23 protein-coding genes and 2 pseudogenes are annotated in these 25,060 nt (G+C 48.7%); 23 read left to right on the top strand and 2 right to left on the bottom strand.

What is annotated here, in order from left to right:
• Positions 1-253 precede the first annotated feature (253 nt).
• From K0504_RS07190 to fliD, 3 genes are all read left to right on the top strand, one after another.
• Positions 254-1,792, top strand: coding sequence for a flagellin N-terminal helical domain-containing protein (locus tag K0504_RS07190; RefSeq protein WP_220103495.1), 1,539 nt, complete (start codon positions 254-256; stop codon positions 1,790-1,792).
• 130 nt (positions 1,793-1,922) lie between these two features.
• A complete protein-coding gene (locus tag K0504_RS07185; protein WP_225918015.1) occupies positions 1,923-2,342 on the top strand; it encodes a flagellar protein FlaG in 420 nt (139 codons plus the stop codon).
• Between the two features lie 11 nt (positions 2,343-2,353).
• Positions 2,354-3,769 carry a flagellar filament capping protein FliD gene (gene fliD / locus K0504_RS07180; protein ID WP_220103494.1) on the top strand — a complete coding sequence of 472 codons (1,416 nt, stop codon included), beginning with the start codon at positions 2,354-2,356 and terminating at the stop codon, positions 3,767-3,769.
• A 70-nt stretch (positions 3,770-3,839) separates the two neighbouring features.
• Here fliD and K0504_RS07175 read toward each other — a convergent pair whose 3' ends face one another.
• Positions 3,840-4,181, bottom strand: a complete 342-nt coding sequence (locus tag K0504_RS07175; protein WP_220103493.1) for a hypothetical protein — start codon at positions 4,179-4,181, stop codon at positions 3,840-3,842.
• Positions 4,174-4,575: a flagellar export chaperone FliS gene (gene fliS / locus K0504_RS07170; protein ID WP_220103492.1), complete on the bottom strand. Its 402-nt coding sequence runs from the start codon at positions 4,573-4,575 to the stop codon at positions 4,174-4,176. The genes K0504_RS07175 and fliS overlap by 8 nt, the downstream gene beginning before the upstream one ends.
• Positions 4,576-4,915: 340 nt before the next feature.
• Here fliS and K0504_RS07165 point away from each other — a divergent pair, with 340 nt between their 5' ends.
• The 20 genes and pseudogenes from K0504_RS07165 (at position 4,916) to flhA (ending at position 25,038) form a co-directional block, all read left to right on the top strand.
• On the top strand, positions 4,916-6,370 hold the full coding sequence (locus K0504_RS07165; RefSeq protein ID WP_404822995.1) for a sigma-54 interaction domain-containing protein: 1,455 nt from the start codon (positions 4,916-4,918) through the stop codon (positions 6,368-6,370).
• A gap of 129 nt (positions 6,371-6,499) precedes the next feature.
• Positions 6,500-7,099 (top strand): annotated as a pseudogene (locus tag K0504_RS18630) (histidine kinase dimerization/phospho-acceptor domain-containing protein); the annotation flags it as partial.
• Between the two features lie 153 nt (positions 7,100-7,252).
• Positions 7,253-7,588, top strand: a pseudogene (locus K0504_RS18625) (ATP-binding protein); the annotation flags it as partial.
• A 3-nt stretch (positions 7,589-7,591) separates the two neighbouring features.
• Positions 7,592-8,968: a sigma-54-dependent transcriptional regulator gene (locus K0504_RS07155; RefSeq protein ID WP_220103489.1), complete on the top strand. Its 1,377-nt coding sequence runs from the start codon at positions 7,592-7,594 to the stop codon at positions 8,966-8,968.
• Positions 8,969-9,090: 122 nt separating this feature from the next.
• Positions 9,091-9,420, top strand: coding sequence for a flagellar hook-basal body complex protein FliE (gene fliE / locus K0504_RS07150; protein WP_220103488.1), 330 nt, complete (start codon positions 9,091-9,093; stop codon positions 9,418-9,420).
• Positions 9,421-9,437: 17 nt separating this feature from the next.
• Positions 9,438-11,147, top strand: coding sequence for a flagellar basal-body MS-ring/collar protein FliF (gene fliF / locus K0504_RS07145; protein WP_318837946.1), 1,710 nt, complete (start codon positions 9,438-9,440; stop codon positions 11,145-11,147).
• An 18-nt stretch (positions 11,148-11,165) separates the two neighbouring features.
• On the top strand, positions 11,166-12,209 hold the full coding sequence (gene fliG / locus K0504_RS07140) for a flagellar motor switch protein FliG (protein ID WP_220103487.1): 1,044 nt from the start codon (positions 11,166-11,168) through the stop codon (positions 12,207-12,209).
• Between the two features lie 31 nt (positions 12,210-12,240).
• Positions 12,241-13,152 (top strand): flagellar assembly protein FliH, encoded by a 912-nt coding sequence (locus K0504_RS07135; protein ID WP_220103486.1) that lies wholly within the window; start codon positions 12,241-12,243, stop codon positions 13,150-13,152.
• Positions 13,130-14,473, top strand: a complete 1,344-nt coding sequence (gene fliI, locus K0504_RS07130; RefSeq protein WP_220103485.1) for a flagellar protein export ATPase FliI — start codon at positions 13,130-13,132, stop codon at positions 14,471-14,473. Before K0504_RS07135 ends, fliI begins: the two co-directional genes overlap by 23 nt.
• Entirely contained in the window at positions 14,473-14,922 is a 450-nt protein-coding gene (gene fliJ / locus K0504_RS07125; RefSeq protein ID WP_220103484.1) for a flagellar export protein FliJ, read from the top strand. The genes fliI and fliJ overlap by 1 nt, the downstream gene beginning before the upstream one ends.
• Positions 14,923-15,098: 176 nt before the next feature.
• Complete coding sequence (locus tag K0504_RS07120; RefSeq protein ID WP_220103483.1) at positions 15,099-17,189, top strand: flagellar hook-length control protein FliK; 2,091 nt, start codon at positions 15,099-15,101, stop codon at positions 17,187-17,189.
• A 58-nt stretch (positions 17,190-17,247) separates the two neighbouring features.
• The gene (gene fliL, locus K0504_RS07115; protein ID WP_220103482.1) at positions 17,248-17,754 is read left to right on the top strand and encodes a flagellar basal body-associated protein FliL; all 507 of its coding nucleotides are present in this window, start codon (positions 17,248-17,250) and stop codon (positions 17,752-17,754) included.
• 9 nt (positions 17,755-17,763) lie between these two features.
• Positions 17,764-18,834 (top strand): flagellar motor switch protein FliM, encoded by a 1,071-nt coding sequence (fliM, locus tag K0504_RS07110; RefSeq protein WP_220103481.1) that lies wholly within the window; start codon positions 17,764-17,766, stop codon positions 18,832-18,834.
• Positions 18,831-19,253, top strand: coding sequence for a flagellar motor switch protein FliN (gene fliN / locus K0504_RS07105; protein ID WP_220103480.1), 423 nt, complete (start codon positions 18,831-18,833; stop codon positions 19,251-19,253). Before fliM ends, fliN begins: the two co-directional genes overlap by 4 nt.
• Before the next feature lie 56 nt (positions 19,254-19,309).
• Positions 19,310-19,687 carry a flagellar biosynthetic protein FliO gene (fliO, locus tag K0504_RS07100; RefSeq protein WP_220103479.1) on the top strand — a complete coding sequence of 126 codons (378 nt, stop codon included), beginning with the start codon at positions 19,310-19,312 and terminating at the stop codon, positions 19,685-19,687.
• Between the two features lie 59 nt (positions 19,688-19,746).
• Positions 19,747-20,544 carry a flagellar type III secretion system pore protein FliP gene (gene fliP, locus K0504_RS07095; RefSeq protein WP_220103554.1) on the top strand — a complete coding sequence of 266 codons (798 nt, stop codon included), beginning with the start codon at positions 19,747-19,749 and terminating at the stop codon, positions 20,542-20,544.
• A gap of 16 nt (positions 20,545-20,560) precedes the next feature.
• Positions 20,561-20,830 carry a flagellar biosynthetic protein FliQ gene (locus K0504_RS07090; RefSeq protein WP_220103478.1) on the top strand — a complete coding sequence of 90 codons (270 nt, stop codon included), beginning with the start codon at positions 20,561-20,563 and terminating at the stop codon, positions 20,828-20,830.
• A complete protein-coding gene (gene fliR / locus K0504_RS07085) occupies positions 20,830-21,609 on the top strand; it encodes a flagellar biosynthetic protein FliR (protein ID WP_220103477.1) in 780 nt (259 codons plus the stop codon). Before K0504_RS07090 ends, fliR begins: the two co-directional genes overlap by 1 nt.
• A 29-nt stretch (positions 21,610-21,638) precedes the next feature.
• Positions 21,639-22,823, top strand: a complete 1,185-nt coding sequence (gene flhB, locus K0504_RS07080) for a flagellar biosynthesis protein FlhB (protein ID WP_220103476.1) — start codon at positions 21,639-21,641, stop codon at positions 22,821-22,823.
• A 115-nt stretch (positions 22,824-22,938) separates the two neighbouring features.
• A complete protein-coding gene (flhA, locus tag K0504_RS07075) occupies positions 22,939-25,038 on the top strand; it encodes a flagellar biosynthesis protein FlhA (RefSeq protein ID WP_220103475.1) in 2,100 nt (699 codons plus the stop codon).
• The last annotated feature ends 22 nt before the right edge of the window (positions 25,039-25,060 follow it).

Below are 25,060 nucleotides of genomic sequence, written 5' to 3'. Positions count from 1 at the left end.
TCACCGATGTTTGCAACTCTAGTCTGTGCGCTGGAGCTTCTTGTTGCGTTGGCAAAAGCTTTAATTTGGCTCTAAAAGTTCCTTTTGGATTCTATTTTATTTATTTATAGGTATGATTTTAAAGGGTTTGTAGTTTTTATTGTAATTTATTCAATTTTTTTTCTAAAGCTTTAAATAGCGCCGCCGATAACCTTGGTGAGACTAAAAAATACCTGACGAGGTTTTGACCCGCAGGACCAAGAGGAAACACATTATGGCTCTTTCTGTTCAAACTAACGTTTCAGCGATTAACTCTACGCGAAACCTTAATGCGGCCTCTGATGGGGTCAACACTTCATTAACCCGCCTTTCTTCTGGTCTGCGCATTAACAGTGCAGCTGATGATGCGGCTGGTTTGCAAATTTCTAACCGCCTGACATCTCAGATTAACGGCTTGAACGTTGCTGTTCGTAACGCAAATGACGGCATCTCTATCTCCCAAACTGCTGAAGGTGCTCTGCAAGAGTCTACCGACATTCTGCAGCGTATGCGTGACTTGTCGATTCAGTCAGCGAACGGCTCAAACGGCTCTTCTGACCGAGTTGCGATTCAAGAAGAAATCAGTCAACTGCAAAAGGAATTAACCCGTATTGCTGAAACCACATCATTCGGTGACCGCAACTTGCTGGATGGTAGTTTTGGTTCTGAGTCATTTCAAGTCGGTGCGCAAGCGAACGAAACCATTGATGTAACATTGGCAGCCTTCGGTTCTGCAGACATGGGCTCCTATCAGCAGCAATTAACCTCAGCTGATAGCACGGCTGCCGCGTCTACAGGCTTGGGGGCAATTGCGACTCCAGCTGCGGCTACTGACCCCGCAGACAATGGTGTAACTGCTGGTACTATTACAATTACGAGCTCTGGTGAAACTGCAGAAGCCACAATCGCTGATAATGACTCCGCTGCAGAGGTTGCAGATGCTATTAACGCTGCGTCAGGCTTGACCGGTGTTGACGCAGATGCCCGTACCAAGATAGAAGTTACTGGTTTCTCTGGCGTTGCAGGGGATAGTATTTCGTTTGATTTGACTGGCTCTAATACTGATGCGGAAACAATTATTGCCGTGGTTGGTAGTGATGGCGGTATTCAAAGCTTGGCAAATGAAATCAACAAGGTTTCAGGAAACACTGGCATTACCGCATCGGTCACCGACGCTGGCGATTTAGAGCTTGTTAGTGAAAATGGTGACGACATTGCCATTCGAGACTACACCGGAGATACAGCCTTAACGGTTCAGAACTACGAGTACGATGGCAGCACTGATGCTGGGGGAACTGCGTCGCTGGCTGCAAATGGCAGTATTGTTGCTTCTGGGACGGTCCAGCTGAATGGTGCAAGCTCCTATACCGTTGATACAGATACAACCAACATTTTGGCTGGTAGTGCCGATGCAAACTCGGATCTGGGTACAGCAGTGGCATCGAACACTTCAGCGTTGAACTCAGTCGCCGAAATTGATGTTAGCTCTGCTAAAGGAGCGCAAGACGCACTGGCCGTTATCGATGGTGCTTTGTCTTACATCGATAGCTCTCGTGCTCAGCTGGGTGCGGTTCAAAACCGTCTGTCTTCAACAATCTCTAACCTTGAGAACATTGTTGAGAACTCATCTGCATCACGTAGCCGTATTCGTGATACAGACTTCGCGACAGAGACGACTGAGCTGACCAAGAACCAAATCTTGCAGCAAGCGAGTACCTCTATCTTGGCTCAGGCACAGCAGCTGCCGCAAGCAGCACTAAGCTTACTTGGCTAAGTTTAACGGCCAATTCGCTTATCAAAGGAGCTCATTTAGTTGAGCTCCTTTTTGTGTTTGTACGGCTAAAGTAATCCATTGTTTGGTCGATAAATAAACTACAGAAGTTGAAACTCTTTGGGAGGTACCCATGGCGATTGAAAATAATGTAGCGCCCGACGTGCTGGGAGCAACTATCAAGCCTCCACTTGCTCCACAGGCTAATGAAGCCTTGCCGCCCGAGGAAATGAGTAAGGAAAGTGTACAGGAAGCGATTGCGGCTGCAGAAGTAGCAAAAGCGCAAGCGCAAACTGAAGTCGAACAGCAAGCAAAATCAGAAGAAATAAAACCTGACCAGCTTGAGATTGTGGTACAACAGTTGCAGGAGTTCGTTCAGACCTTAAACCGAGATATTGCTTTTTCGGTCGATAAAGAGTCTGGTATTGATGTTATTAAAGTAACGAACCAGGAAACTGGTGAATTAGTGCGGCAAATCCCTTCCGAGGAAGTGCTCTTGCTTGCCGCTCGCTTATCTGAAGCAACCGGACTGCTTGTAAATACTGAAGCATAAGAGAGTTCGCTATGACTACAATTTCGACTCCTGGCATTGGCTCTGGCCTTGATATTAATACCATTGTAAGTGCGTATATTGATGCGCAGACGGTGCCATTCGAAGCGCGAATGGAAGAAAAAGAAAGTACGTATACAAGTCAGATCACAGGGTATGGCACCATGCGAAATTCTGTTGATGCCTTGCAGAGCGCGATTGATACCCTGACCGATACAGATAACTACGGCGCAATGCAAGTGAGCATGGGCAGTGCAGACTATTTCTCGGCAACCATTGATACTACAGCAACGCCAGGTAGCTTTGATATTCAGGTGCAGCAACTAGCTGAAGCGCAGAAGCTAACTTCTGGCGCTTTTGTAGCTGACGACCCTACTGGCGAAGGTAGCCTCGAAATTAGTTTAGGTGATTCGACCTTTACTATTGATGTAGCGGCAGATGCAACGCTGGATGACATTAAAGAAGCGATTAACGATTCGGACTTAAATCCGGGTATTAGCGCATCTATCGTCACCGATGATGATGGGGCTCACTTAGTTCTTAATTCGAGCCAAACAGGCCTAACCAATCAAATTAACATCACGGCGTATGATGCTACAGATACTGAAATTGTTGATGGCACAGGCTTGGGCAAGTTGCAATTTGATTCAAGCGATGTAGCCAACAGCCAAATGGCTGAAACTCAAGCAGCGCAAGATGCAATTCTTGTCATTGACGGTTCATTGACAATAACCAATGATTCCAACACTTTCGAAGAAGCTATTGAAGGTGTGACTTTCACCGTCACGGATGTGCATGAAGACGGTGATTCAACATCAATTACTATCTCTGAAAATACAGCCCAATTAGAAAATGCGATTAAAGGTTTTGTTGATGCTTACAACAGCTACCTTGAAACTTCTAAGTCACTCCAATATACCAATGTTGATGCTGAAATTACCGCTGCGCTGGCTGGTGATGCAACAGCACGAATGATGGACCGCCAGTTTCGTACTGTTGTGTCATCCGTGTATGGCGATTCTGATTTTAACTCGTTGACCAGTATTGGTATCACGGTGAACGAAGATGGCTATTTTGATGTTGATAGTGATGTTTTGTCTGATGCAGTAGCCAATAATACTGATGATTTAATGACGTTCTTTATCGGCACCGATGATGAGCCTGGCATGGGGGCAAAGCTTCAAGCCCAAATTGAAATTTATTCTGGCAGTGATGGTATTTTAAGTACGAGGGTAGATACGTTAACGGGGCAAGTGGAACGACTAGATGACGAGCGCGAAACCTTTGCCGAGCGCATAGAAACCCAAGAGGCCCAGCTTTACTCTAAATTCAATGCGATGGATGCTACTGTTGCGGCGCTTAATAACACTCTTAGCTTTGTAACGTCGCAATTAGATAACCTACCTGGCGTAATCAGTAATGATGACTAACCAATAACGAAAATTTGGCATAAAAAAGCAGCTGATAAAGCTGCTTTTTTTATACGTATTAAGTTGAGTGTTAGCGAATTTTTTTAACTTGATGATAGGCACTAACACCGGCAGCTGTTTGCCTTAAGGTCAAAATACCTGCTTTCGCTTTTTCTAACTGTTGCTGAGAATCTGTCAGGGTTTGCTCTGTTAGTGTCGCTATTTTTTGTAAAACAGGCACTATTTCTTCTTGGTTTTGCGGCGTCATTTGCTGGCTAAGTTGACGTGCAAGCCGATCTAATAAGGAAACGTGTTGATTAATTTTAGCAATCGACTCGGATATGTCTCTGGCGTCAGAAGCTTGTTCCAGCTTAACGTATTCCGATTGCAGACTGGCTCCTAATTGATCGAGTTGCTCCGTTGCTTCAAGCACCGCTGTCTCCATGATGATACTCGGTTGGGATGCCATCCCAACCTTCTTTAATTTCACGGATGATGCCGGTAATTTCGTCGACATGAGACTTTTCTGACTCGATGTTGGCGATAATTAGCTTTTGGGTGCAGTAATCATAAAGTACATCCAAATTACCGGCGATATTGCCACCACGTTCCAAATCTAGGCTAGCTTTAAGAACATCAAGTAGGCGAATCGCCTTGCTAATGCTTTCACCGCGTAACTTGATATCTTCTCTGTCAATCGCGGTTGAAGCCGCAACCAAATAGCCAAGGATATGCTGAAACACAGCTGCCACTTGAGCATGAGGCGAAGCTTCTTGGAGTGAAGCTACCGTGTTTTTGCGATATTGCTGAATAGAGTGTCGAGCCATTGGGTATCACTTCTTGTTCAATGGCGGCTATTGACTACCAAAGCCGCAAAATAGCAAACCGGTTCTGCCGGTTTTTCGTCATATGTGAGAAGTTAAGCAAAGACCATACCTAAATTAAGCCAGCCGTAACTATCTGTATGGGCGAGAGTCTAGTTGAAAAACAAGTCAAGGCGAATGAGCCATGTCGCATAAGTCACAGCCAAACCACATCAAATTGCGGCGACAGTTGCCATGCTTATGACATTGGTTAGAATACGGTTTGCAAATGATAATAGTCTAGTGAGTCGTATGTTTAAAAATTCGACGGTCACAATGGGCAAGGCAGCCAAGGTAAGCAACAATAATGCATGGTAATTCAGAAGTACTGGTGATCGATGATCACTTGAAGCGTCGACAACAGCTGGAGTTACTCCTTCAGTTTGTCGGTGAACCTTGCAAGTTGGTTGACTCAGCCAACGTGGGAGAAGTGTTAACAACACAAGTTGCTTGGCGTAGCGTACTTGTCGGTCAAATTGATGCTGGCGGGCAAACTGCGTTACTAACTCAGTTAGCGCGAGAATATAAAGCGCAGCCTTTCCTAACGATTGGTGAGCCAGAAGGCGGTGTTCAATCACTACCGAATGTCATTGGCTCTGTGCTGGAACCTTTCAGCCACGGCCAAATGACACAGATGCTACACCAGTGTCAGGACTACCATCTCAAAGCTCCAACAACCAACAAGCCCGTCAACCAACATCAGGAAATTTTATTCCGTAGCCTGATTGGTCGTAGTGCGAGCATTCAGCAAGTGCGTCAGTTAATCCAACAAGTGGCCGGTACTGACGCCAATGTTTTAGTGTTGGGTGACTCGGGCACTGGTAAAGAAGTTGTTGCTCGCAATATTCATTATTTATCGTCACGCCGCAAAGGACCATTTGTTCCGGTCAACTGTGGCGCGATTCCACCAGAGCTGCTTGAAAGTGAGTTGTTCGGTCATGAAAAGGGCGCGTTTACAGGCGCAATTTCGGCTCGTAAAGGGCGCTTTGAAATGGCACAGGGCGGCACCTTATTCCTCGATGAAATTGGCGACATGCCACTCAACATGCAAGTTAAACTGCTGCGTGTGTTGCAAGAGCGTTGTTTTGAACGTGTTGGCGGCGCAACGTCCATTAGTGCTGATGTGCGTGTTGTGGCGGCGACTCACCGTAATCTTGAAGGGATGATTGAGAAAGGCGATTTCCGCGAAGATCTGTTCTACCGCCTCAATGTCTTTCCGATAGAAATGCCGTCACTCAGTGAACGTAGCGAAGATGTGCCGCTGCTCATGAAGGAATTGGTCGAGCGCTTATGGGCAGATCATAAAGCTTCTATTCGTTTTACCGAGCGCGCATTGGAGTCGTTGATGAAGCATCAATGGCCGGGCAATGTGCGGGAATTGGCTAATTTAGTGGAACGCTTGGTGATCCTCTACCCGAATGGCTTGATCGACGTAAACGACTTACCGGTCAAGTATCGTCATTTAGAAGCCGCCGATTACGAACATGAATATGATGAATCATTGCTTGAGCAAGAGATGCTCAACGATGTGTTCCAGAATGAAGTGTACGAGCCACCAGAAAATAGCTTGTCAACGCAATTGCCGCCCGAAGGTGTCAACTTAAAAGAGATGATGACGGAACTGGAAATAGACATGATCCGTCAGGCCTTAGACACCACAGATTGGGTTGTTTCTCGTGCGGCGGATCTGCTCGGTATGCGCCGAACAACCTTGGTTGAAAAAATGCGTAAGTACTCCCTGTCGAAAGATACTGTCTAGCCTCCCTCCTGAGGTGTCATCATTATGACACCTCAAATTTAACCCTTAACTAGCTGAAATTAAATAGAAATAAAATTGGCACATTGAGTGCATAGCCTTGTTGGATTCAATATTCTGACAGAGGTTTGCATGCAGTCAATCAATCCTTCAGCGTCATCAACAGGACTTCCTACAGATGCGCCTTCTTCGATGGCGAGCTCGATTCTATCGGGTGACCGAACGGAGATGTTGGCACATTTGGTTGATGAGTTGCCGTCTGGCATTGTGGTGCTTGACGAAAAAGGGATTGTGACCGATGCCAATCGAGCCGCTATTGACATGCTCGGTGAGCCGCTCCACGGCATTTTATGGCGCAATATCATTGAACGCTCATTCCAGCCTCGCGAAGACGACGGCCATGAAATCAGTTTGAAAGATGGTCGCCGGATCAAATTTGTCACTCGCGCCATTCAAGGTGGTACGGGTCAATTAATTGTATTAACCGATCTGACCGAAACGCGTCGCTTGCAAGAGCGTGTTGCTCACATGCAACGCTTATCGTCGCTTGGCAAAATGGTTGCGTCACTGGCACATCAAGTGCGAACGCCACTGGCCGCAGCCACGCTTTACGCAGCAAATTTGGGAAACGAATCGTTGAACCCAACGGCTCGCCACAAATTCCAAGGTAAGTTACTCGATCGCCTTAAAGATTTAGAAAATCAGGTCAACGACATGCTGCTCTTTGCCCGCTCAGGTGAAGGTGTAGCTGCCGGAGAGCTTTCATGTCAGCAGCTACTTAATTCTATCGAGAGCTCGGTAGAAGTGATGGTGCAACAGCATAAAGCGACCTTGCAGGTGAACTTGCCTGATCCTGACCAAATGATCACGGGCAACGCCAATGCGCTATCGAGTGCAATGAGCAACTTGATCCACAACGCGCTGCAAGCGAAAGCGAAGCGAATCCAAATTAATGCTGATTGCGATGCCGAAGGCATGCTTCAGATTGTTGTGAGTGACGATGGTAGCGGCATTCCTGAAGCGCTCATGACTAAAATTCAACAACCATTTTTTACCACCCGAAGTCAGGGCACTGGGCTGGGTTTAGCGGTTGTTCAAGCCGTTGTCCAAGCACATCAGGGCAAGTTAACCATTCGTTCCAAACCTGATCTCGGCACCCAAGTGTGCATAGAAATACCTGTGCTGGCTTGCCAGCGAAGCGCCGCAGCGGTAGGAGAATAATAAATGTCTGCTCATGTACTTGTTGTCGAAGACGATGCTGGCTTGCGTGAAGCGCTGGTCGATACGCTAGAAATTGCCGGTTATCAATGTACTGAAACCGAAAGTGGCGAAGAAGCCATGTTGGCGCTCAAAGAGCCGATGTTCGATATCGTCGTCTCAGATGTGCAAATGGCTGGCATGGACGGCTTAGGTTTACTGCGTTCAATTCGAGCCAAGTACCCCCAACTGCCTGTGCTACTGATGACGGCGTACGCCAACGTGCAAGATGCCGTGACGGCGATACGTGATGGCGCTACAGACTATTTATCAAAGCCATTTGCGCCGGAAGTATTGTTAAACCAAGTTAGCCGCTATGCGCCTGTTGCCCAAGTGGAGCCAACACGGCCCGTGGTTGCAGATGCAAACTCACAAGCATTACTAGATTTGGCTGCTCGTGTTGCTCAGTCTGACGCCAGTGTGATGGTGTTAGGTCCTTCGGGCGCGGGTAAAGAAGTCTTAGCGCGGTATATTCACGATTGCTCGCCGCGACGGGATGAAGCCTTTGTCGCCATTAACTGTGCTGCGATCCCTGAAAACATGCTCGAAGCAACCTTGTTCGGATATGAAAAAGGCGCGTTTACCGGCGCCATTCAAGCGTGTCCTGGCAAGTTTGAACAAGCACAAGGTGGTACCTTGTTGCTCGATGAAATTACAGAAATGGATATGTCATTGCAGGCCAAGCTATTGCGGGTGCTGCAAGAGCGTGAAGTTGAGCGCTTAGGTAGTCGCAAAACAATTACCTTGGACGTGCGCGTATTGGCAACCAGTAACCGAGACTTACAACAGGCAGTGGCCGATGGTAAGTTCCGAGAAGATCTGTTTTATCGATTGAATGTCTTTCCGCTGACCTGGCTGCCGCTGGCTCAGCGGGCCGCTGACATTGTGCCGCTGGCGAATCATCTGATTGGCAAACACTGTAAACGCTCAGGCCAACCGATCCCAGCCTTATCAAAAGAAGCCATCGCGAAGCTTTCTAGCTATCACTGGCCAGGCAATGTTCGCGAGCTCGACAACGTCATTCAGCGCGCGTTGATTTTGCATCAAGGACGCATTGAAGCAGCCGATTTACTGCTGGAAGTTCAATCGTCCATGATGTCGAATGTGACTGCTGTTCGACCAACGGTGCCGGTGGAGCAAGCCAATGCGTTGGCCGATGCCGCGGTTGCTGCTGATGATTTGGGAAGCGAACTTCGTCACCAAGAACATCACATTATCTTAAACACCCTCGCTGAATGTGGTGGTAAGCGTTCTGCGGTGGCGGAAAAGCTTGGAATTAGCGCTCGAACGTTACGATATAAGATTGCACGCATGCGCGATCAGGGAATTGATATTCCCGCCTAATCAGGTAGTTAATCAAATAAAGCAGCCGTTAAGGCTGCTTTTTTCGTTGTTGGCAAAGTCCTTGCAGAATCCTCACTAATTCGTAACAACTGCCAATTATTTGGCAACCTGAGGATACCGCCATGAAAGTGATGGGCAACGACGTATTTCAACAAATGCAAGGCATGCAGCTGGAAGCCAGCAACAGTTTGGCTCAGCGCACGCCTGTCGCTCCTAACAACACGTCCTCAGTCGATTTTGGCAACTTATTACGCCAAGCCATTGACAATGTTAATGAACTGCAAGCGGACTCAAAAGCGAAAGCGACGGCCTTTGAAATGGGCGACCGTTCGGTCTCGCTTGGCGACGTGATGATTGCGTCGCAAAAATCGGGCGTTGCTTTTGATGCAACGGTTCAGGTACGCAACAAATTGATGGAAGCGTACAAAGAAATCATGAGCATGCCGGTGTAATTTAAGGAGACCGTCCCGTGGCTGAAGCTGTTACCGAAAGCACCGACCTAGTTGCTAGCACTCCAACTGAAAATGACGCTGCCTCTGGAAGCGCCAAGAGTAAATTACTGGAAGGCTTAGGCAGCATTGATTTGATGCGTCAGGTGGTGATCATCCTGTCGTTAGCCATTAGTTTGGCGTTGCTCATTTTTGTGATGATGTGGGCGTACGAGCCAGACATGCGTCCTCTTGGCAAAATGGATACCGAAGAGCTGATTGAGACGCTTAACTTCCTCGATCAAAACAAAATCGATTACAAAATTGACGGCAATACCGTGCTGGTCAATATGTCGGAATATCAGAACATTCGTTTGCTGATGACCCGTGCTGGATTGGTCCAAGATCATGAAGCGGGTGACAACATCCTAATGCAAGACATGGGATTTGGCGTTTCTCAACGATTAGAAGGCGAGCGCCTTAAATACAGCCGAGAACAACAACTCGCAACCGCCATTGAAGCCCTGAATCCAGTTAAAAAAGCCCGCGTTTTGCTGGCGATTCCAAAACAAAACGTATTTGCACGACAAACCAAGCAGCCTTCGGCTACGGTGGTGGTGAGCCTCGCTCGTGGTCGTGCCTTAATGCAAGAAGAAGTTGATTCGATTGTTGATATTGTCGCCTCGGCAGTTCACGGCATGGCCCCTGGGCGTGTCACAGTAACTGACCAAACCGGTCGCTTGCTGAATTCGGGTTCACAAGATCCACTAAGCATGGCGCAACGTCGAGAATATGAGCTTGAGCGCAAGCGCGAACAAGAATATATGGAAAAAATCGACACCATCATGATCCCGACGGTGGGCATTGAGCGTTACACCGCGCAAGTTGATGTTGATATGGATTTCACCGCGGTTGAACAAACGCACCGCAGCTACAATCCTGACTTGCCAGCCATTCGCTCAGAAATGACCGTGGAAAACACCAATTCTGGCGATTTAGCGGTGGGGATCCCCGGGGCGTTGACCAACCAACCGCCGCTGGATGCCAACATCCCTGAAGAAGCCGCTGGTGGTGGTCAAGATCAAACAACACCAACCAGTTCTCACCGCGAAGCGACGCGTAACTACGAGCTGGACACAACCATCAGTCACACCCGTCAACAGATTGGCGTGATCCGCCGCTTGAGCGTGTCAGTCGCCGTGGACTATTCCGATACTGTGGATGCTGAAGGTAACCCTACAACGACCCCACGCACGCAGCAGGAGCTGGATAACATTCGTCGCTTGCTACAAGGCGGATTGGGATTCTCATTGCAGCGCGGTGATGCGTTAGAAGTGGTAACTGTACCGTTTGTGCGCCCAGACTTGGGCTTGGTTGAAGAGAAAGCATTTTACGACGCCGAGTGGTTCCGCTATTCCATCAAATGGTTCATGTTGGCGCTGGTTTGTATTGCCCTGATCCTCGGTGTGATGCGACCTATGCTACGTCGCTTAACCAGCAGTGATGATGGTCAAGATGATGCCTTGCTACTTGATGGACCGGTTGCTGGCAGACTCGATGATACTATGCTGGCCGCTCAGGAAGCGCTGTTGGAGTCTGATAATGACGAGCTGATCAGCACCCTGACCAGTGGTAGACTAGAGCTGCCCGATCTACATCGAGATGAAGACATACTCAAAGCGGTACGAGCGCTGGTTGCCAATGAGCCTGAACTTGCGGTTCAAGTGGTTAAAAGTTGGCTGGAAGAGTAACAGAGGCGGAAATTAGACATGGCTGCAATCGAAGAAAACAAAGAGACAGCAGTTGCTCCCGAATTAGAGGGAATGACAGGGTTTGAAAAGACCGCCATCTTGCTACTCAGTTTGACCGAAGAAGATGCTGCATCGATATTGCGACAACTTGAACCTAAGCAGGTACAAAAAGTTGGTATGGCAATGGCGGGCATGAGCGACTTCACCCAAGAGCGGATCACCGCCGTTCATAAACTGTTTCTCGATGATATTCAGAAATACTCCTCCATTGGTGTGGATAGCGCTGACTTTGTCCGCAATGCCTTAACCAAGGCGTTGGGTGAAGATAAAGCGGGCAACTTAATTGATCAGATTATTGCCGGTGGTGGCTCGAAGGGGCTGGATTCCCTCAAATGGATGGATGCGCGCCAAGTGGCCAACATCATCCAAAACGAACACCCACAAATTCAAACTATTGTGATGTCTTATCTTGAGCCTGAGCAGTCGGCTGAGATCATGTCGCAATTCCCAGATAAAGTGCGCCTTGATCTAATGATGCGTATCGCCAACCTCGAAGAAGTACAGCCAGCAGCCTTGCAGGAGTTAAACGAGATCATGGAGAAACAATTCGCCGGTCAATCTGGTGCTCAAGCAGCCAAGATGGGCGGCCTGAAGTCTGCTGCCAATATTATGAACTACCTCGATACCACTATCGAAGGTCAGTTGATGGATATGTTGCGTGAGAGCGACGAAGAAATGGCGCAGCAGATTCAAGATCTGATGTTCGTGTTCGAGAACCTGATTGATGTTGATGACCGCGGTATTCAAGCATTGCTGCGTGAAATTCAACAAGAAGTGCTGCAAAAAGCGCTTAAAGGTTCTGATGATCAGCTCAAACAGAAATTCTTCAGCAATATGTCTAAACGTGCGGGAGACTTGCTGGCCGATGATCTCGAGGCCATGGGGCCAATTCGTGTGGCTGATGTAGAAGCCGCGCAGAAAGAAATTCTGTCCATCGCCCGACGCTTAGCCGACTCTGGTGAGTTGATGCTGAGCGCTGGTGGTGGTGATGATTTCGTTTAAAGCAATCGCAAGAGTTCGATAAGAGAAGCGTGTGACAAACCCTGAAGACCACAAAGTGGTCACGCCTAGTAACGAAACCGAAGCCGAGTTAATGGCTCGCTGGAACCTGCCGGACGTTACCGTTGAGCAGGAAGATGTTGGCAACGCCATGAATCTCACGCTTGGCGCCGAAACAGCAGACGTAGAGCAAGAAGACGTTGTTGACGAAGCGCCAATGTTAACGGCTGAAGCGCTTGAAGAGATCCGCGCGGCTGCGCGCGAAGAAGGCTTTGCAGAAGGCAAACAAGAAGGTTTTATTAAAGGTCATCAGCAAGGTGTTGAATCGGGGCATGCTGAAGGTTTAGAAAAAGGCATACAAGAAGGCCATCAACAAGGTCTCGCGACAGGTCAGGCTGAAGTTGATGAGCGATTACAACAATTTGACGCGCTGATGCGCGGCTTGCACGTGCCACAGCAGCAGATCGATCAACTCGTGGAGCGAGAATTAGTACAATTGGTGACCGCGGTTGCTCAAGCTGTGACTCGTCATGAGCTAACGAGCGACCCTGCGCTGATCCTCAACACGCTTAAACAAGCTGCCGATTTATTACCGTTCCAGCAACAACGTGTTCGAGTGCAGTTGCACCCAGAAGACATGGAGCAGGTCCAACGTAGCTATTCTGATGAACAAATTCAGCAGCGCGGTTGGTTGTTAGAGCCTGAAGCCGGCCTTAACCGAGGCGACGTGCGTATGCTTACGGAGCATTCGGATGTCACTATTGACATGGAACAACGCTTAGCCAAAGTCAGCGACATCTTTTTGGCACAACTAAACAACCTTTCTGACATCGAAAGCCCTGCGTTAACGATCAACGAACCAACTGCCCAAGAACCTGAAGCACAAGAAGCGGAACCTGATACAGCTAGCCCGGAGTCGTCGAATGACCCTGAGCCAACGTCTTAGTCAATATCATCACGGAATTCAGTCGCAACCACCGATTATGTCGGGGCGGTTAACGCGCGTTGTTGGCCTGACCTTTGAAGCCGTTGGCTGCAAAGCGGCCGTGGGCGATGCGTGCGCTGTTGAAGTGGCAGACGGCAATATCACTGCTGAAGTGATTGGTTTTGACGGTGATACCTTATATTTAATGCCTTCAGATGATACCCAAGGCGTCGTGCCTGGGGCACGGGTCACGCCGCTCGGAAAAGTTGATGGCATTCCCCTTAGCATGTCTTTGTTAGGACGCGTCATCGATGGCACAGGCAAAGCCCTTGACGGTTTGGGAGCCATATACAGTCAACACCATGCATCTGGTAAAGCTAAAGCGTTTAACCCGTTGCTGCGAAAGCCTGTGGTTCAGCCGTTAGATGTGGGCGTTCGCGCCATTAATGCCATGAATACGGTTGGCCAAGGTCAACGCATGGGGCTGTTCGCCGGCTCGGGGGTGGGTAAAAGTGTGTTGATGGGCATGATGACGCGCGGTACGTCTGCCGATGTTGTAGTGGTTGGATTAGTGGGCGAGCGGGGCCGTGAAGTAAAAGAATTTATTGATGATATTTTAGGCCCAGAAGGGCGCCAACGAGCAGTGGTTGTGGCGGCGCCAGCAGATACCTCTTCGCTAATGCGCTTGAAAGGCTGTGAAACCGCCTTGACCATTGCCGAATATTTCCGAGATCAAGGGCTCAATGTATTGCTGTTGGTCGATTCCTTAACGCGATATGCACAAGCCCAACGGGAAATTGCCTTGGCCGTTGGCGAGCCGCCTGCCACCAAAGGTTATCCGCCCTCCGTTTTCGCTAAATTACCACAGCTAGTTGAACGCGCGGGTAACGGTGGTGAAGGGCAGGGTTCGATTACGGCATTCTTCACTGTTTTGACGGAAGGCGATGATTTACAAGATCCGATTGCTGACTCCGCGCGGGCTATTCTTGATGGTCACTTAGTGTTATCACGTCACTTGGCTGACTCCGGGCATTACCCTGCAATTGATATTGAAGCGTCTATCAGCCGGGTGATGCAGCAAGTTACGAGCAATGAACATGTGATTTGCGCGCGTATGGTTCGTCAGATTTACGCCGCCTACCAAAGCAACCGCGACCTAATTAACATTGGCGCCTATGCCAAAGGCTCCGATCCCAAAGTTGATGCTGCCATTGAATACTTGCCTATTATTGAACAATTCTTGCAGCAGGAAATGAAAGAAGTCACGCCATACGATGCCAGCTTGCAAAAGCTAGCTGAGCTGTCCGGCGTGATGAGCCAGCGACTTGGAGGCATTGGCTAATGGCCAACATCAAGCAGCTGGAAATGATTGTGAAATTGCGCCAGGACGTAGAGAACAAAGCGGCCAAGCTGATGGAACAAGCGCAGCAGGCCTTTGCTCAACAAGAGCAACAGCTGCAGACGTTGCAGACCTATCGCAAAGATTACATGACCAAACTCAACAACTCTGGCGAAAGTGGTGTCAGTGGTCAGCTGTTTATGCAATATCAACAGTTCGTCATGCGATTAGGTGATGCGCTAGGGCGCGCTGAGCAATCGATGAATGTTGCCCGCCAAGTCTATGAACAACGGCGTCAAGGTTGGCTTCAGGCTCGTGGTGAGAAAAATGCCATCGAAATGTTGATTGAACGTGAGCAGCAAAAACAACTGCTGATTCAAAATCAACGCGAGCAGAAGCAAATGGACGAATTTGCCAGTCGTAGCTTCATTCGCCGCGCTCAAAACTCCTAACTGCTCTGAATTGCCGCTATTGCAACAGGATGGCGTGTAGCTGTGTTGTGCTTACCTCTAGTAGTCCTCTCCATTCTAATTGGTATGAACCTTGCTGTGATTAACTAGCAGGCCAGCTTTTCCATGAATTTAATGGTGAAGTAGCGGCCTTAAAGCGTCATTGTTGAGGAAAATATATGCTGTTTGTTGCGCCATCTGTAGGCACCTCTGATTCATCATCTTGGTCTGGTAATAGCTCTGAAAACGGCGATGCTGGCGGTCTTTTTGCTGATGTTTTTAGTGGCTTAGACGGTGATTTTGACTCGGCGGATAGTCAGTTGTCAGCGCTCGCGAGCGTGCTTTCTGGTGAGCATGATGTTGCCACTGATGATCTCTCTGAGCTTAAATCGAAAATTGCCGAAATATTCCAGCAACAAGGCAAACCCTTGCCGCCTATGTCAGACGATCATCAGCAGTCTGAACAAGTGCTGAGCTTATTGAATCAATTACTTGGCGATAAACAGAACCCAAGCCTCTCAAAACAGCAGGCGAGTATTGGCGGTGTCAATTTCGATGAGATAGGTGCTGAGCAAGCCAATGATAACGGGAGTGGTAGCATTTGGCCGCTTGACGAATTATTGACAGCGGAGAGCTTGGCTTCAGGCAATGACAGCGAAGGCGATTTCGTTGTTACTGATGCTGTTACCGGTAGTGAAACTGACAGTGCTTCAGACGCGGAAAAAGCTTTGGTCGCGCTAGAGCAGACACCTGATATTAGCGCTAACGAACAATTACGAGCGTTGCTGTGGCAGCATTTACAACAAAGTCAGGGGGATTCTCGTCATGATGGGGACTCGAACGATGCCGCCATCAATAGCGCGGGTAACTTAGAAGACGCGCCCCAATTAGCCTCTGACGAATCGAAAATAGCACAGTTATTAGCGACCAATGCGAATGCTTTTGCGTTGCAAACTGACTCTAGCGAAGCTGAAATGGGGCAGCAGCAGTTAAACGATGCGAAGGCTAGCCTGAGTGAATTATCTGCAGCGGCCGAAGGCGGCTTGCCGTTAGATCAAACTGGCCAAATGCAGCTTTTCTCGAACAATGAGGAAACAGAAGGTTCCACTAATTTAAAAGCCGGTGTTAATGGTTATATTCCCGCTAGTAACGGCACGCTAACGCAACCACCCGAAGCAAAAACGGTATCTGACCTAGGCAATTCGCAATCCCAGACACTATTGTCTGGTCAACCTCAAAATGTGCTCTTAGGCGATGAAGTTACAGCTGAAGAAGGGGACTTTGATCTGCCGCTCGATGAGTCTGTACGACGTGTAGCAAACTCTGGTGTAACACTGACTGCAGCTATCAATGATCAATCAAAGTCGCTTGATAAGAGCATCGCTGCAGCTGCTTCTGTGGACAAAAGTGCCGCAACAGTGATGCAGCCGGCGACCGAAACCAATTCTGAGCAGGACGCAGCAGACGCCGAGTTGAGCCAAAAAACGTTGAGCAATGCTGAATTGGCAGCCTCTCAGCAACAAACAGCCACATTGAGCAATACCGAGCGAAAAGCAGCCGCGCAACGTGATGGTGACATTAAAACGTTAGCGTCACTGCAAACGGATCTCGGTAGTGACAGTGACGCCGAGTCTGAAGTGGAGTTAGCCTCGGTCAATACACGTTCTGCACAAGTTCCAGGAACGAATATCAGCGCTAACCCTGCGAATATTGAGCCACACCTTACTTCAGCCAATATGAGTCAGCTTGCCAGTACCGCGCAGGCTTCAACACATTCTGTTGAAGCAGCCAAAGCTGAGCCATTGAGTCACACCCAGCAATTAGCTCAAGTCCAAGAACGCATGCAGGTATTGCAAGACAAATTAGCACCCATGCTTGGCCAGCGCCTGATGATGATGATGGATAGCAAAATGCAGCAAGCTGAAATTCAGCTTGATCCACCGGAATTGGGCAGCTTGATGGTTAGAGTTCAGGTGCAGAACGACCAAGCTCAAGTCAGTATGGTTGCGCAATCGGCGCAAGCGCGAGATGCATTAGAGCAAGCCTTGCCGCGACTGCGAGAAATGCTGCAGCAACAGCAGATTGAATTGACACAAGCCAACATTTCTCATCAACGGCAACAAGGTGGTCAGGGTGGTCAAGGTAACCAAGATCAGAACAATCAGCAGCAAGCAAGCGCTGATGTTGGCGCAGATGGTCAATCGTTATCCGAATCTGAAGAAACCGTGCATGTAAATCTCAAAGCGGGCAAGGTGGACTTCTACGCATAACGGCCGCTGTGCTACTCTAGCGCCGATTATTCGCCGATTGAAAATAACGGGACTGGTTATGGCTGAAGAAGTTGAATTGGAAGTAAAACCTGCAAAGAGCAAATTGCCGATCATTATCGCACTTGTGGTGGTTGTTTTAGTGGGTGGTGGCGTTGCGGCTTGGTTTTTGCTTGGTAGTACACCGAGTGTCGAAGAATCGGCGGCGGCGTCTGAACAAAAGCCTGTTGCAGCTTCAGCTAAGATTGGCGATGCCCTTTATGTGGCTATGCCGCGAGCGCTGGACTTTATGATTCAAGGCGCTTCTCGTCCACGTACCGTGCAGATCAAAGTGCAATTATTGGTTCGAGGACAAGACGCAGAGCAACTGGCCCGTAAGCATATTCCGCTGGTTGAAGCGACATTACACAAAACTTTTAGTGCCACTACCGAGCAAGAGCTAGTGTCACTAGCCGGCAAGGAGCGGCTTCGCGAGCAAGCATTAAGTGATGTTCGTGAAACCTTCCTCAATGTGGAAGGACAAAACGTGGTAGAGCAAGTGTTGTTTACCGGTTTTGTCATTGAGTAGGACAAACGAGTGACCGATCTATTATCCCAAGACGAAATCGACGCGCTACTGCATGGCGCCGATGAGGTCGAAGAAGACGAGATTGACGAAGGTGGCGCCGAAGGCGTCATGGAATACGACTTTTCGTCGCAAGATCGGATTGTCCGAGGGCGCATGCCGACCCTCGAAATTGTCAACGAACGCTTTGCTCGCCATATGCGGATCAGCCTATTTAACTTGATGCGACGCTCCGCTGAAGTGTCGATCAATGGCGTCCAAATGATTAAATTTGGCGAATACGTTCACACCCTGTTTGTTCCTACCTCGCTGAATATGGTTCGTTTCCGCCCTCTCAAAGGCACGGCCTTGGTGACCATGGAAGCGCGTTTGGTGTTCGTCTTGGTTGATAACTTCTTTGGTGGTGATGGTCGTTACCACGCAAAAATTGAAGGTCGTGAATTTACTCCAACCGAACGTCGAATCATTCAAATGTTACTCAAGCTTGTCTTTGTTGATTATAAGGAAGCTTGGGCGCCGGTCATGGATTGCGAGTTTGAATACCTCGATAGTGAAGTCAACCCAGCCATGGCTAACATTGTTAGCCCAACTGAAGTGGTGGTGGTGTCGTCATTCCATATTGATCTCGATGGCGGCGGTGGTGACTTTCATATTGCCATGCCTTACTCCATGCTGGAGCCGATTCGAGAGCTGCTTGATGCCGGTGTTCAGAGCGATAAAGAAGACACTGATTTGCGCTGGGCGATGGCGCTTCGTGATGAAATCATGGACGTGCCTGTCGAAGTGCATGCCAAACTGCTAGACACCGAAGTAAGCCTGCGTGACATCATGAATTATAAACCCGGGGATGTTATTCCCGTTGAGATGCCAGAAGCGGCGACAGTGTTTGTTGAAGATTTACCGTCTTATCGTGCCACTGTTGGTCGTAGCAATGACATGATGGCGCTGAAAATTAAAGAAAAAATAAAACGTCCTGCTGGCGTGAAGAGCGAGCTGGCGTTGGTCACCCGCGGTGGTGTACGGATTGATGGGCAAGCCGACATAGAACGGCTTGAAGAAACCCTGGACGAGGAGGATTTATGAGCGACGACAATGACAAGATTGATGATCAACAGGTCGCCGATGAATGGGCCGAAGCCCTAGCGGCACAAACCTCCGATGGTGTTGGTAACGAAGCGTTAGAAGCGCAGCCCGCTGAACTACAAGAGTTCAGTGAAGAAACTGAAATTACCCAAGAAGACAAGCGCCGACTTGAAGGTATTCTAGACATTCCTGTCACTATTTCGATGGAAGTCGGGCGCAGTAAAATCAACATTCGAAATTTATTGCAGTTAAACCAAGGCTCTGTTGTCGAGCTTGATCGAGTCGCTGGTGAGCCTCTTGATGTGTTGGTGAATGGCACCCTCATTGCTCATGGCGAAGTGGTTGTCGTTAATGATAAGTTTGGTATTCGATTGACCGATGTGATCAGCCAAACTGAGCGCATTAAAAAATTGCGTTAATCCAATGCGTTGCTGAATAGTCAGTAACGCAACATGTTTAGCAAAGGCAACTGCTTGTGGCAGCAACAAATTCAGTAGATCAGCTCATCGCCATGTTTGTTTCATTGTTGGTGGTGTTGGCGGTGGCCATCGCTTTAGCTTGGCTTTGGAAGCGTTTTATGCCGACCAATCTGATGGGCCAAACCGGTCTAGATGTGGTGGCAACTCGCCACATTGGAGCCAAAGAGCGATTGTTGCTGATTAAAGTTGGTGAGCGCTACCTGCTACTCGGGGCGACCGCGCAAGCGATTAATACCCTTGCCGAATTTACCGCCGAGCAATTGCCAGATGCACTGCAGCAACTTCAACAAACGCCCTCTCAAACTCAGAAGCTTTCGCCCACTCAGCTATTGTTTGGTAAAGATTGGTTAAGTAAAAAATGGCGTAGCAAATAATTGCAACGGAACGAATGGCAATGGAAAGAATGGCAAAGGAAACAATGGCGACGCAACGCATGACCCGATTCGTCCAACTGATATGCACCCTGCTCCTTGTGGTTTCAACCAGCGTGTTGGCACAAGATCCTGCTGTTACGGCATTGGTCGACCCTGCGGCCGCGGTGCAAAACAACCCGGCAGGTCTTACCGCGTTTACGGTGACCACAAATCCAGATGGCTCGCAAAGCTATTCGGTCACCCTACAAGTGCTGGCAATTATGACCGCGCTTGGTTTTATTCCGGCCATCTTGATGCTGATGACTTCCTTCACCCGAGTTGTGGTGGTGCTGTCCATTCTGCGCCAAGCAACAGGTCTACAGCAAACACCGTCAAACCAAATTATTATTGGACTAGCATTGTTCATGACCTTGTTCATTATGCGGCCGGTTTTTGATCAGGTGTATACCCAAGCCGTTGAGCCTTACCTGAATGAACAAATGCTGTTTCAGGATGCTGTTGCCGTTGGCCGAGTGCCGATGGAAGAGTTTATGCTGGCACAAACAAGAACGACTGATTTAGAAGCCTTTATGGAGATTGCGGGGATTGATGCGGTGCCAGCGGGCGAGCGTATACCGCTGACGGTTTTGGTACCCGCGTTTGTGACTAGTGAACTCAAGACCGCATTCCAAATCGGCTTTATGCTGTTTATTCCATTTTTGATTATCGATCTCGTGGTTGCCAGTGTATTGATGGCCATGGGTATGATGATGTTGTCGCCGATGATTGTGTCGCTGCCGTTCAAGCTGATGTTATTTGTGCTGGTGGATGGCTGGAATCTGGTGATGGGTACACTGGCAACAAGCTTCGGCTTGTAGGGCAAGGGGAGCAACGATGACACCTGAAGTCTTTGTCGATATCTTTCGTGAAGCGCTCAAGCTGATCGTTATGATGGTGTCTGTCATTGTCTTACCGAGCTTGGGCATCGGTTTAATTGTGGCTGTGTTTCAAGCCGCAACATCCATTAACGAACAAACCTTGAGCTTCTTGCCTCGTCTGATTGTCACGCTGGTGGCTTTGATGGCGAGTGCGCATTGGCTAACCGCCACCATCATGGACTTTACATTACGGTTGGCGCAGATGATCCCAACGGTAATTGGCTGATGGATTGGCCGCTTGAGGTCATTCTTGATTTTTTAGCGACCATGCTTTGGCCGCTGGCACGGATCAGTGCCATGTTCGCCGCCATGACGTTATTCTCTTCGCAAAACATATCCGCGCGCATTCGTGCTGCGTTAGCCGTAGCACTAACCGTGGCGATTCAACCCACGCTGCCGCCCATGCCCGACATTGAATTGTTTTCCATTGCGGGCTTTCTTGTGACGGCACAGGAAATGATTATCGGTTTTTCCGTCGGTTTGGCATCACAATTATTGATTGCCAGTTTCGTGCTTGCCGGCCAGATTGTTGGTATGCAAACCAGTTTAGGATTTGCCAACATTGTTGATCCGATGAATGGTCAACAAGTGCCCGCCGTCGGCCAATTCTTCTTATTGTTGGCTAGCTTGGTGTTCCTAGCCTTTGATGGTCATATTGCGCTGTTAATGGCCATCGCCAAAAGCTTCCACTCACTGCCAGTGGCAATCAACAGCTTGTCACAAGTGAACTTGTTCGCCATTGTTGAGTGGGCTGCTTGGATGTATACCGCTGCACTGAGCATGGCGCTGTCGGCAGTGGTGGCATTGTTGCTGATTAATTTCTCGTTTGGCGTGATGACAAGAGCCGCGCCGCAGCTCAATATTTTTGCTATTGGTTTCCCGATTACCATGCTCTCGGGCTTGCTGATTTTGTGGCTGACCATTGGCAATTTTGCGATTCATTTTGAACGGCAATGGCACCGACACCTCGATTTGGTGTGCGATCTGTTACTGTTGAACTGTTGAGGAGGCGTAGCGCATAAGCTCGAATTGCTATGGCTGAAGACAGCGATCAGGAAAAAACAGAAGAGGCAACGCCCCGAAAAAAGGAGAAGGCACGCGAAAAAGGTCAGGTGCCTCGCTCCAAAGAATTGGCCACCGCAGCAGTACTGATTTCCAGTGCTATTGGTTTCCTATGGATTGGTAAATCCTTGGCGATGGCGGTACAGCAAGTGTTCATCGAAATGTTCACGATTGAACGTGCCAAAATTTATGATATTCATGCCTTTTTGAATGGCTTAGCTGGCGTTATGAGCGGCTTGCTTGGCCCCATGTCTGCCTTTATGGCGCTGGTTTTTATCTGTGCTTTTATCGGCTCTATCGCCCTTGGTGGTGTCACCATTAGTGCTGAAGCCGCTAGCCCCAAATGGAATAAACTGTCTCCGCTCGCGGGTTTTAAACGTATGTTTGGACCGCAAGCAGGGGTAGAACTTATCAAAGCGATCGCCAAGTTCTTGGTGGTGGCCTCCGTTGCTATTTTGATGTTGACCTGGCTGTTTCCTAATATTTTACAAGTGTCAGAGAAAGCATCACCCCACGACATTACGTCTGCCATGACCTTGTTTTTATGGATGTTTGTCGGCTTATGCTGCTCGATGTTGCTGATTGTACTGATTGATGTGCCGTTCCAAATCTACAATCACAACAAACAATTAAAGATGTCGATGCAGGAAATTAAAGACGAATACAAAGACACTGAAGGTAACCCTGAAATTAAACGGCGCATTCGTAAAGTGCAGATGGAAATGGCGCAACAGCGAATGATGGGGGAAGTGCCGAAGGCTGATGTGGTGGTCACCAACCCCGACCACTTTGCCGTGGCTCTGCGCTATGACACCAATGGTGGCAAAGCCCCTGTAGTCATCGCAAAAGGCGTCGACTTTCTGGCCGAACAGATTCGCCAGCTCGCCAGAGAGCATGATGTTCCCATCATGCGTCAGCCAACCTTGGCACGGGCGATCTTTTATACGACTGAACTAGATAGAGAAATTCCGGGTTCGCTATTCGCTGCGGTGGCGCAGATTTTAGCGTACGTGTTCCAATTGAAAATGTTCCAACAAGGCAAAGGTGCCCGTCCAAAACCTCTGTCTGTCGAGCAACATATCCCAACGGAGTTGGTGCTCGATCAAGATGGTAAACCAATGCATCCAACCAACGAATCAACGCCGCCTGACGCCTAGTTTTTGCTTTCTCACATTGCCTACCCGCTTTAGTTTTAATGCCGAGTTCTTCCTTGGCGCACTCTTTGCAGACATCACCCACAATGACAATATTCTGGCGCTGAAGAGTTTTTGAATGAACCTGGCTGCAACCTTCGATAACGTTAAATCTGGTCGTATTAATCTATCAGGCATGGGCGTTCCAATCATGGTGTTGGCATCGCTGGCAATGGTTACTTTACCAATGCCGCCGCTGCTACTGGATATCCTCTTTGCCTTTAATATTTCTTTATCCATGGTGGTGTTGCTCGTCACTGTGTATACCCGCCGACCGCTCGAATTTTCTGCTTTTCCCACAGTACTACTTGTCGCAACATTACTTCGTTTGGCGCTTAACGTTGCCTCTACTCGGGTAGTGTTGTTGGAAGGTCACGAGGGTGGCGATGCTGCCGGTCAAGTGATTGAAGCCTTCGGTAATGTGGTGATTGGCGGTAACTACGCTGTTGGTCTGGTGGTGTTTTTGATTCTCGTCATTATCAACTTTGTAGTGGTAACCAAAGGTGCAGGGCGCATCTCGGAAGTAAGTGCTCGCTTTACCTTAGATGCAATGCCGGGCAAACAAATGGCGATTGACGCCGATTTGAATGCTGGTTTGATCTCGCAAGAACAGGCCAAAGCACGACGTGAAGATATTGCCCAAGAAGCGGACTTTTACGGCTCAATGGACGGTGCCAGTAAATTTGTAAAAGGTGATGCGATTGCCGGTATTTTGATTCTGTTTATCAACATCATCGGTGGCTTTGTCATTGGTATGGTGCAGCACGAATTATTGTTTGGCGAAGCGGTACAAATTTATACCTTGTTGACCATTGGTGACGGCTTGGTGGCACAAATTCCATCGTTATTGCTGTCGATTGCCGCGGCGATTATGGTGACGCGTCAAAATACCGATCAGGACATGGGCGAGCAGGTTGTACTACAGCTGTTTGAAAGTCCAAAGGCGTTGGCAATTAGCGCAGGTATTTTATTTGTCATGGGCATCGTGCCGGGAATGCCGCATTTTGCATTTTTGTCGTTGGCGCTTGTTGCTGCTGGTGGTGCTTGGTTTGGTACTCACAAACGCGATCAAAAAGCCGCTGCGCAGGTTCAAGAAGTAGAAAAAGAAAAACAAACCCAAGTGAAAACTCAGCAGCAAAAAGAGCTGTCTTGGGATGATGTGCAGCACGTTGATGTTATTGGTTTAGAAGTCGGTTACCGACTGATCCCAATGGTGGATAAAGGTCAGGGCGGCGAATTACTCAACCGAATCAAGGGCGTTCGCAAAAAGCTCTCACAAGAATTTGGCTTTTTGGTGCCGGCGGTTCACATTCGCGACAACCTTGACCTACCTGCCAATAACTACCGCATCTCATTGATGGGCGTTTCTGTCGGTGAAGCCGAAGTCATGCCAGGCAAAGACATGGCCATCAACCCGGGCCAAGTATTTGGAGAAATGAGCGGTACTAAAACCAAAGATCCTGCGTTTGGTCTCGATGCGGTGTGGATTGACCCCAACATGCGCGAACAAGCACAGGCGCTTGGCTATACCGTGGTTGATTGCTCAACCGTTATTGCGACTCACTTGAGCCAGCTGCTCACGAACCAAGCGGCAACCTTGCTTGGGCATGAAGAAGTACAGAATCTGCTGGACATGATGAGCCGTAAATATCCGAAATTGGTTGAAGGTCTCGTGCCCGATCTGCTGCCGCTGAGCACCTTAACCAAGGTCATGCAAAACTTACTCAATGAAGGCGTACCGATTCGAGACATGCGCAGTATTTTGCAAACGGTTCGCGAGTATGCGCCTCGGAGTCAAGATACTGACGTTCTAACCGCTGCCGTTCGTGTGGCAATAAAACGATTAATTATACAAGAAATCAACGGGTTGGAGCATGAGTTGCCAGTTGTGGCGCTGTTGCCAGAGTTGGAACAAATGTTGCACCAGTCTCTCCAAGCCGCCGGAAATGAGGGCGCTGCTATTGAACCGGGTCTTGCAGAGCGTATGCAGCGTTCACTGCAAGAAGTGGCTCAGCAACAAGAACTTGCTGGCCAGCCAGCGATTTTGCTGACATCCGGTGTGTTGCGAAACACCCTAGCGCGCTTTATCAAAAATACGATTCCGAGCATGCGAGTGCTGGCCTACCAGGAAATTCCTGACGACAAACAAATAAAAATCGTCAGCTCGATTGGCCAGTAACGGATACCTTGAGGAGATTAAC

It is taken from the genome of Neiella holothuriorum, from assembly GCF_019457915.1.
Lineage (GTDB): Bacteria > Pseudomonadota > Gammaproteobacteria > Enterobacterales > Neiellaceae > Neiella > Neiella holothuriorum.
The sequence above is the reverse complement of the archived record's forward strand: the minus strand, read 5'-3'. Positions and strand labels throughout refer to the sequence as shown.

What these genes read in the sequence shown, in the direction of transcription:
- K0504_RS07090 (WP_220103478.1), top strand. Translation starts at nt 20,561, where the DNA reads ATGACACCTGAAGTCTTTGTCGATATCTTTCGTGAAGCGCTCAAGCTG.
- K0504_RS07120 (WP_220103483.1), top strand. Translation starts at nt 15,099, where the DNA reads ATGCTGTTTGTTGCGCCATCTGTAGGCACCTCTGATTCATCATCTTGG.
- flhA (WP_220103475.1), top strand. Translation starts at nt 22,939, where the DNA reads ATGAACCTGGCTGCAACCTTCGATAACGTTAAATCTGGTCGTATTAAT.
- flhB (WP_220103476.1), top strand. Translation starts at nt 21,639, where the DNA reads ATGGCTGAAGACAGCGATCAGGAAAAAACAGAAGAGGCAACGCCCCGA.
- fliL (WP_220103482.1), top strand. Translation starts at nt 17,248, where the DNA reads ATGGCTGAAGAAGTTGAATTGGAAGTAAAACCTGCAAAGAGCAAATTG.
- fliE (WP_220103488.1), top strand. Translation starts at nt 9,091, where the DNA reads ATGAAAGTGATGGGCAACGACGTATTTCAACAAATGCAAGGCATGCAG.
- fliJ (WP_220103484.1), top strand. Translation starts at nt 14,473, where the DNA reads ATGGCCAACATCAAGCAGCTGGAAATGATTGTGAAATTGCGCCAGGAC.
- K0504_RS07190 (WP_220103495.1), top strand. Translation starts at nt 254, where the DNA reads ATGGCTCTTTCTGTTCAAACTAACGTTTCAGCGATTAACTCTACGCGA.
- fliG (WP_220103487.1), top strand. Translation starts at nt 11,166, where the DNA reads ATGGCTGCAATCGAAGAAAACAAAGAGACAGCAGTTGCTCCCGAATTA.
- fliR (WP_220103477.1), top strand. Translation starts at nt 20,830, where the DNA reads ATGGATTGGCCGCTTGAGGTCATTCTTGATTTTTTAGCGACCATGCTT.
- K0504_RS07155 (WP_220103489.1), top strand. Translation starts at nt 7,592, where the DNA reads ATGTCTGCTCATGTACTTGTTGTCGAAGACGATGCTGGCTTGCGTGAA.
- fliP (WP_220103554.1), top strand. Translation starts at nt 19,747, where the DNA reads ATGACCCGATTCGTCCAACTGATATGCACCCTGCTCCTTGTGGTTTCA.
- fliD (WP_220103494.1), top strand. Translation starts at nt 2,354, where the DNA reads ATGACTACAATTTCGACTCCTGGCATTGGCTCTGGCCTTGATATTAAT.
- K0504_RS07185 (WP_225918015.1), top strand. Translation starts at nt 1,923, where the DNA reads ATGGCGATTGAAAATAATGTAGCGCCCGACGTGCTGGGAGCAACTATC.
- fliS (WP_220103492.1), bottom strand. Translation starts at nt 4,575, where the DNA reads ATGGCTCGACACTCTATTCAGCAATATCGCAAAAACACGGTAGCTTCA.
- fliI (WP_220103485.1), top strand. Translation starts at nt 13,130, where the DNA reads ATGACCCTGAGCCAACGTCTTAGTCAATATCATCACGGAATTCAGTCG.
- fliN (WP_220103480.1), top strand. Translation starts at nt 18,831, where the DNA reads ATGAGCGACGACAATGACAAGATTGATGATCAACAGGTCGCCGATGAA.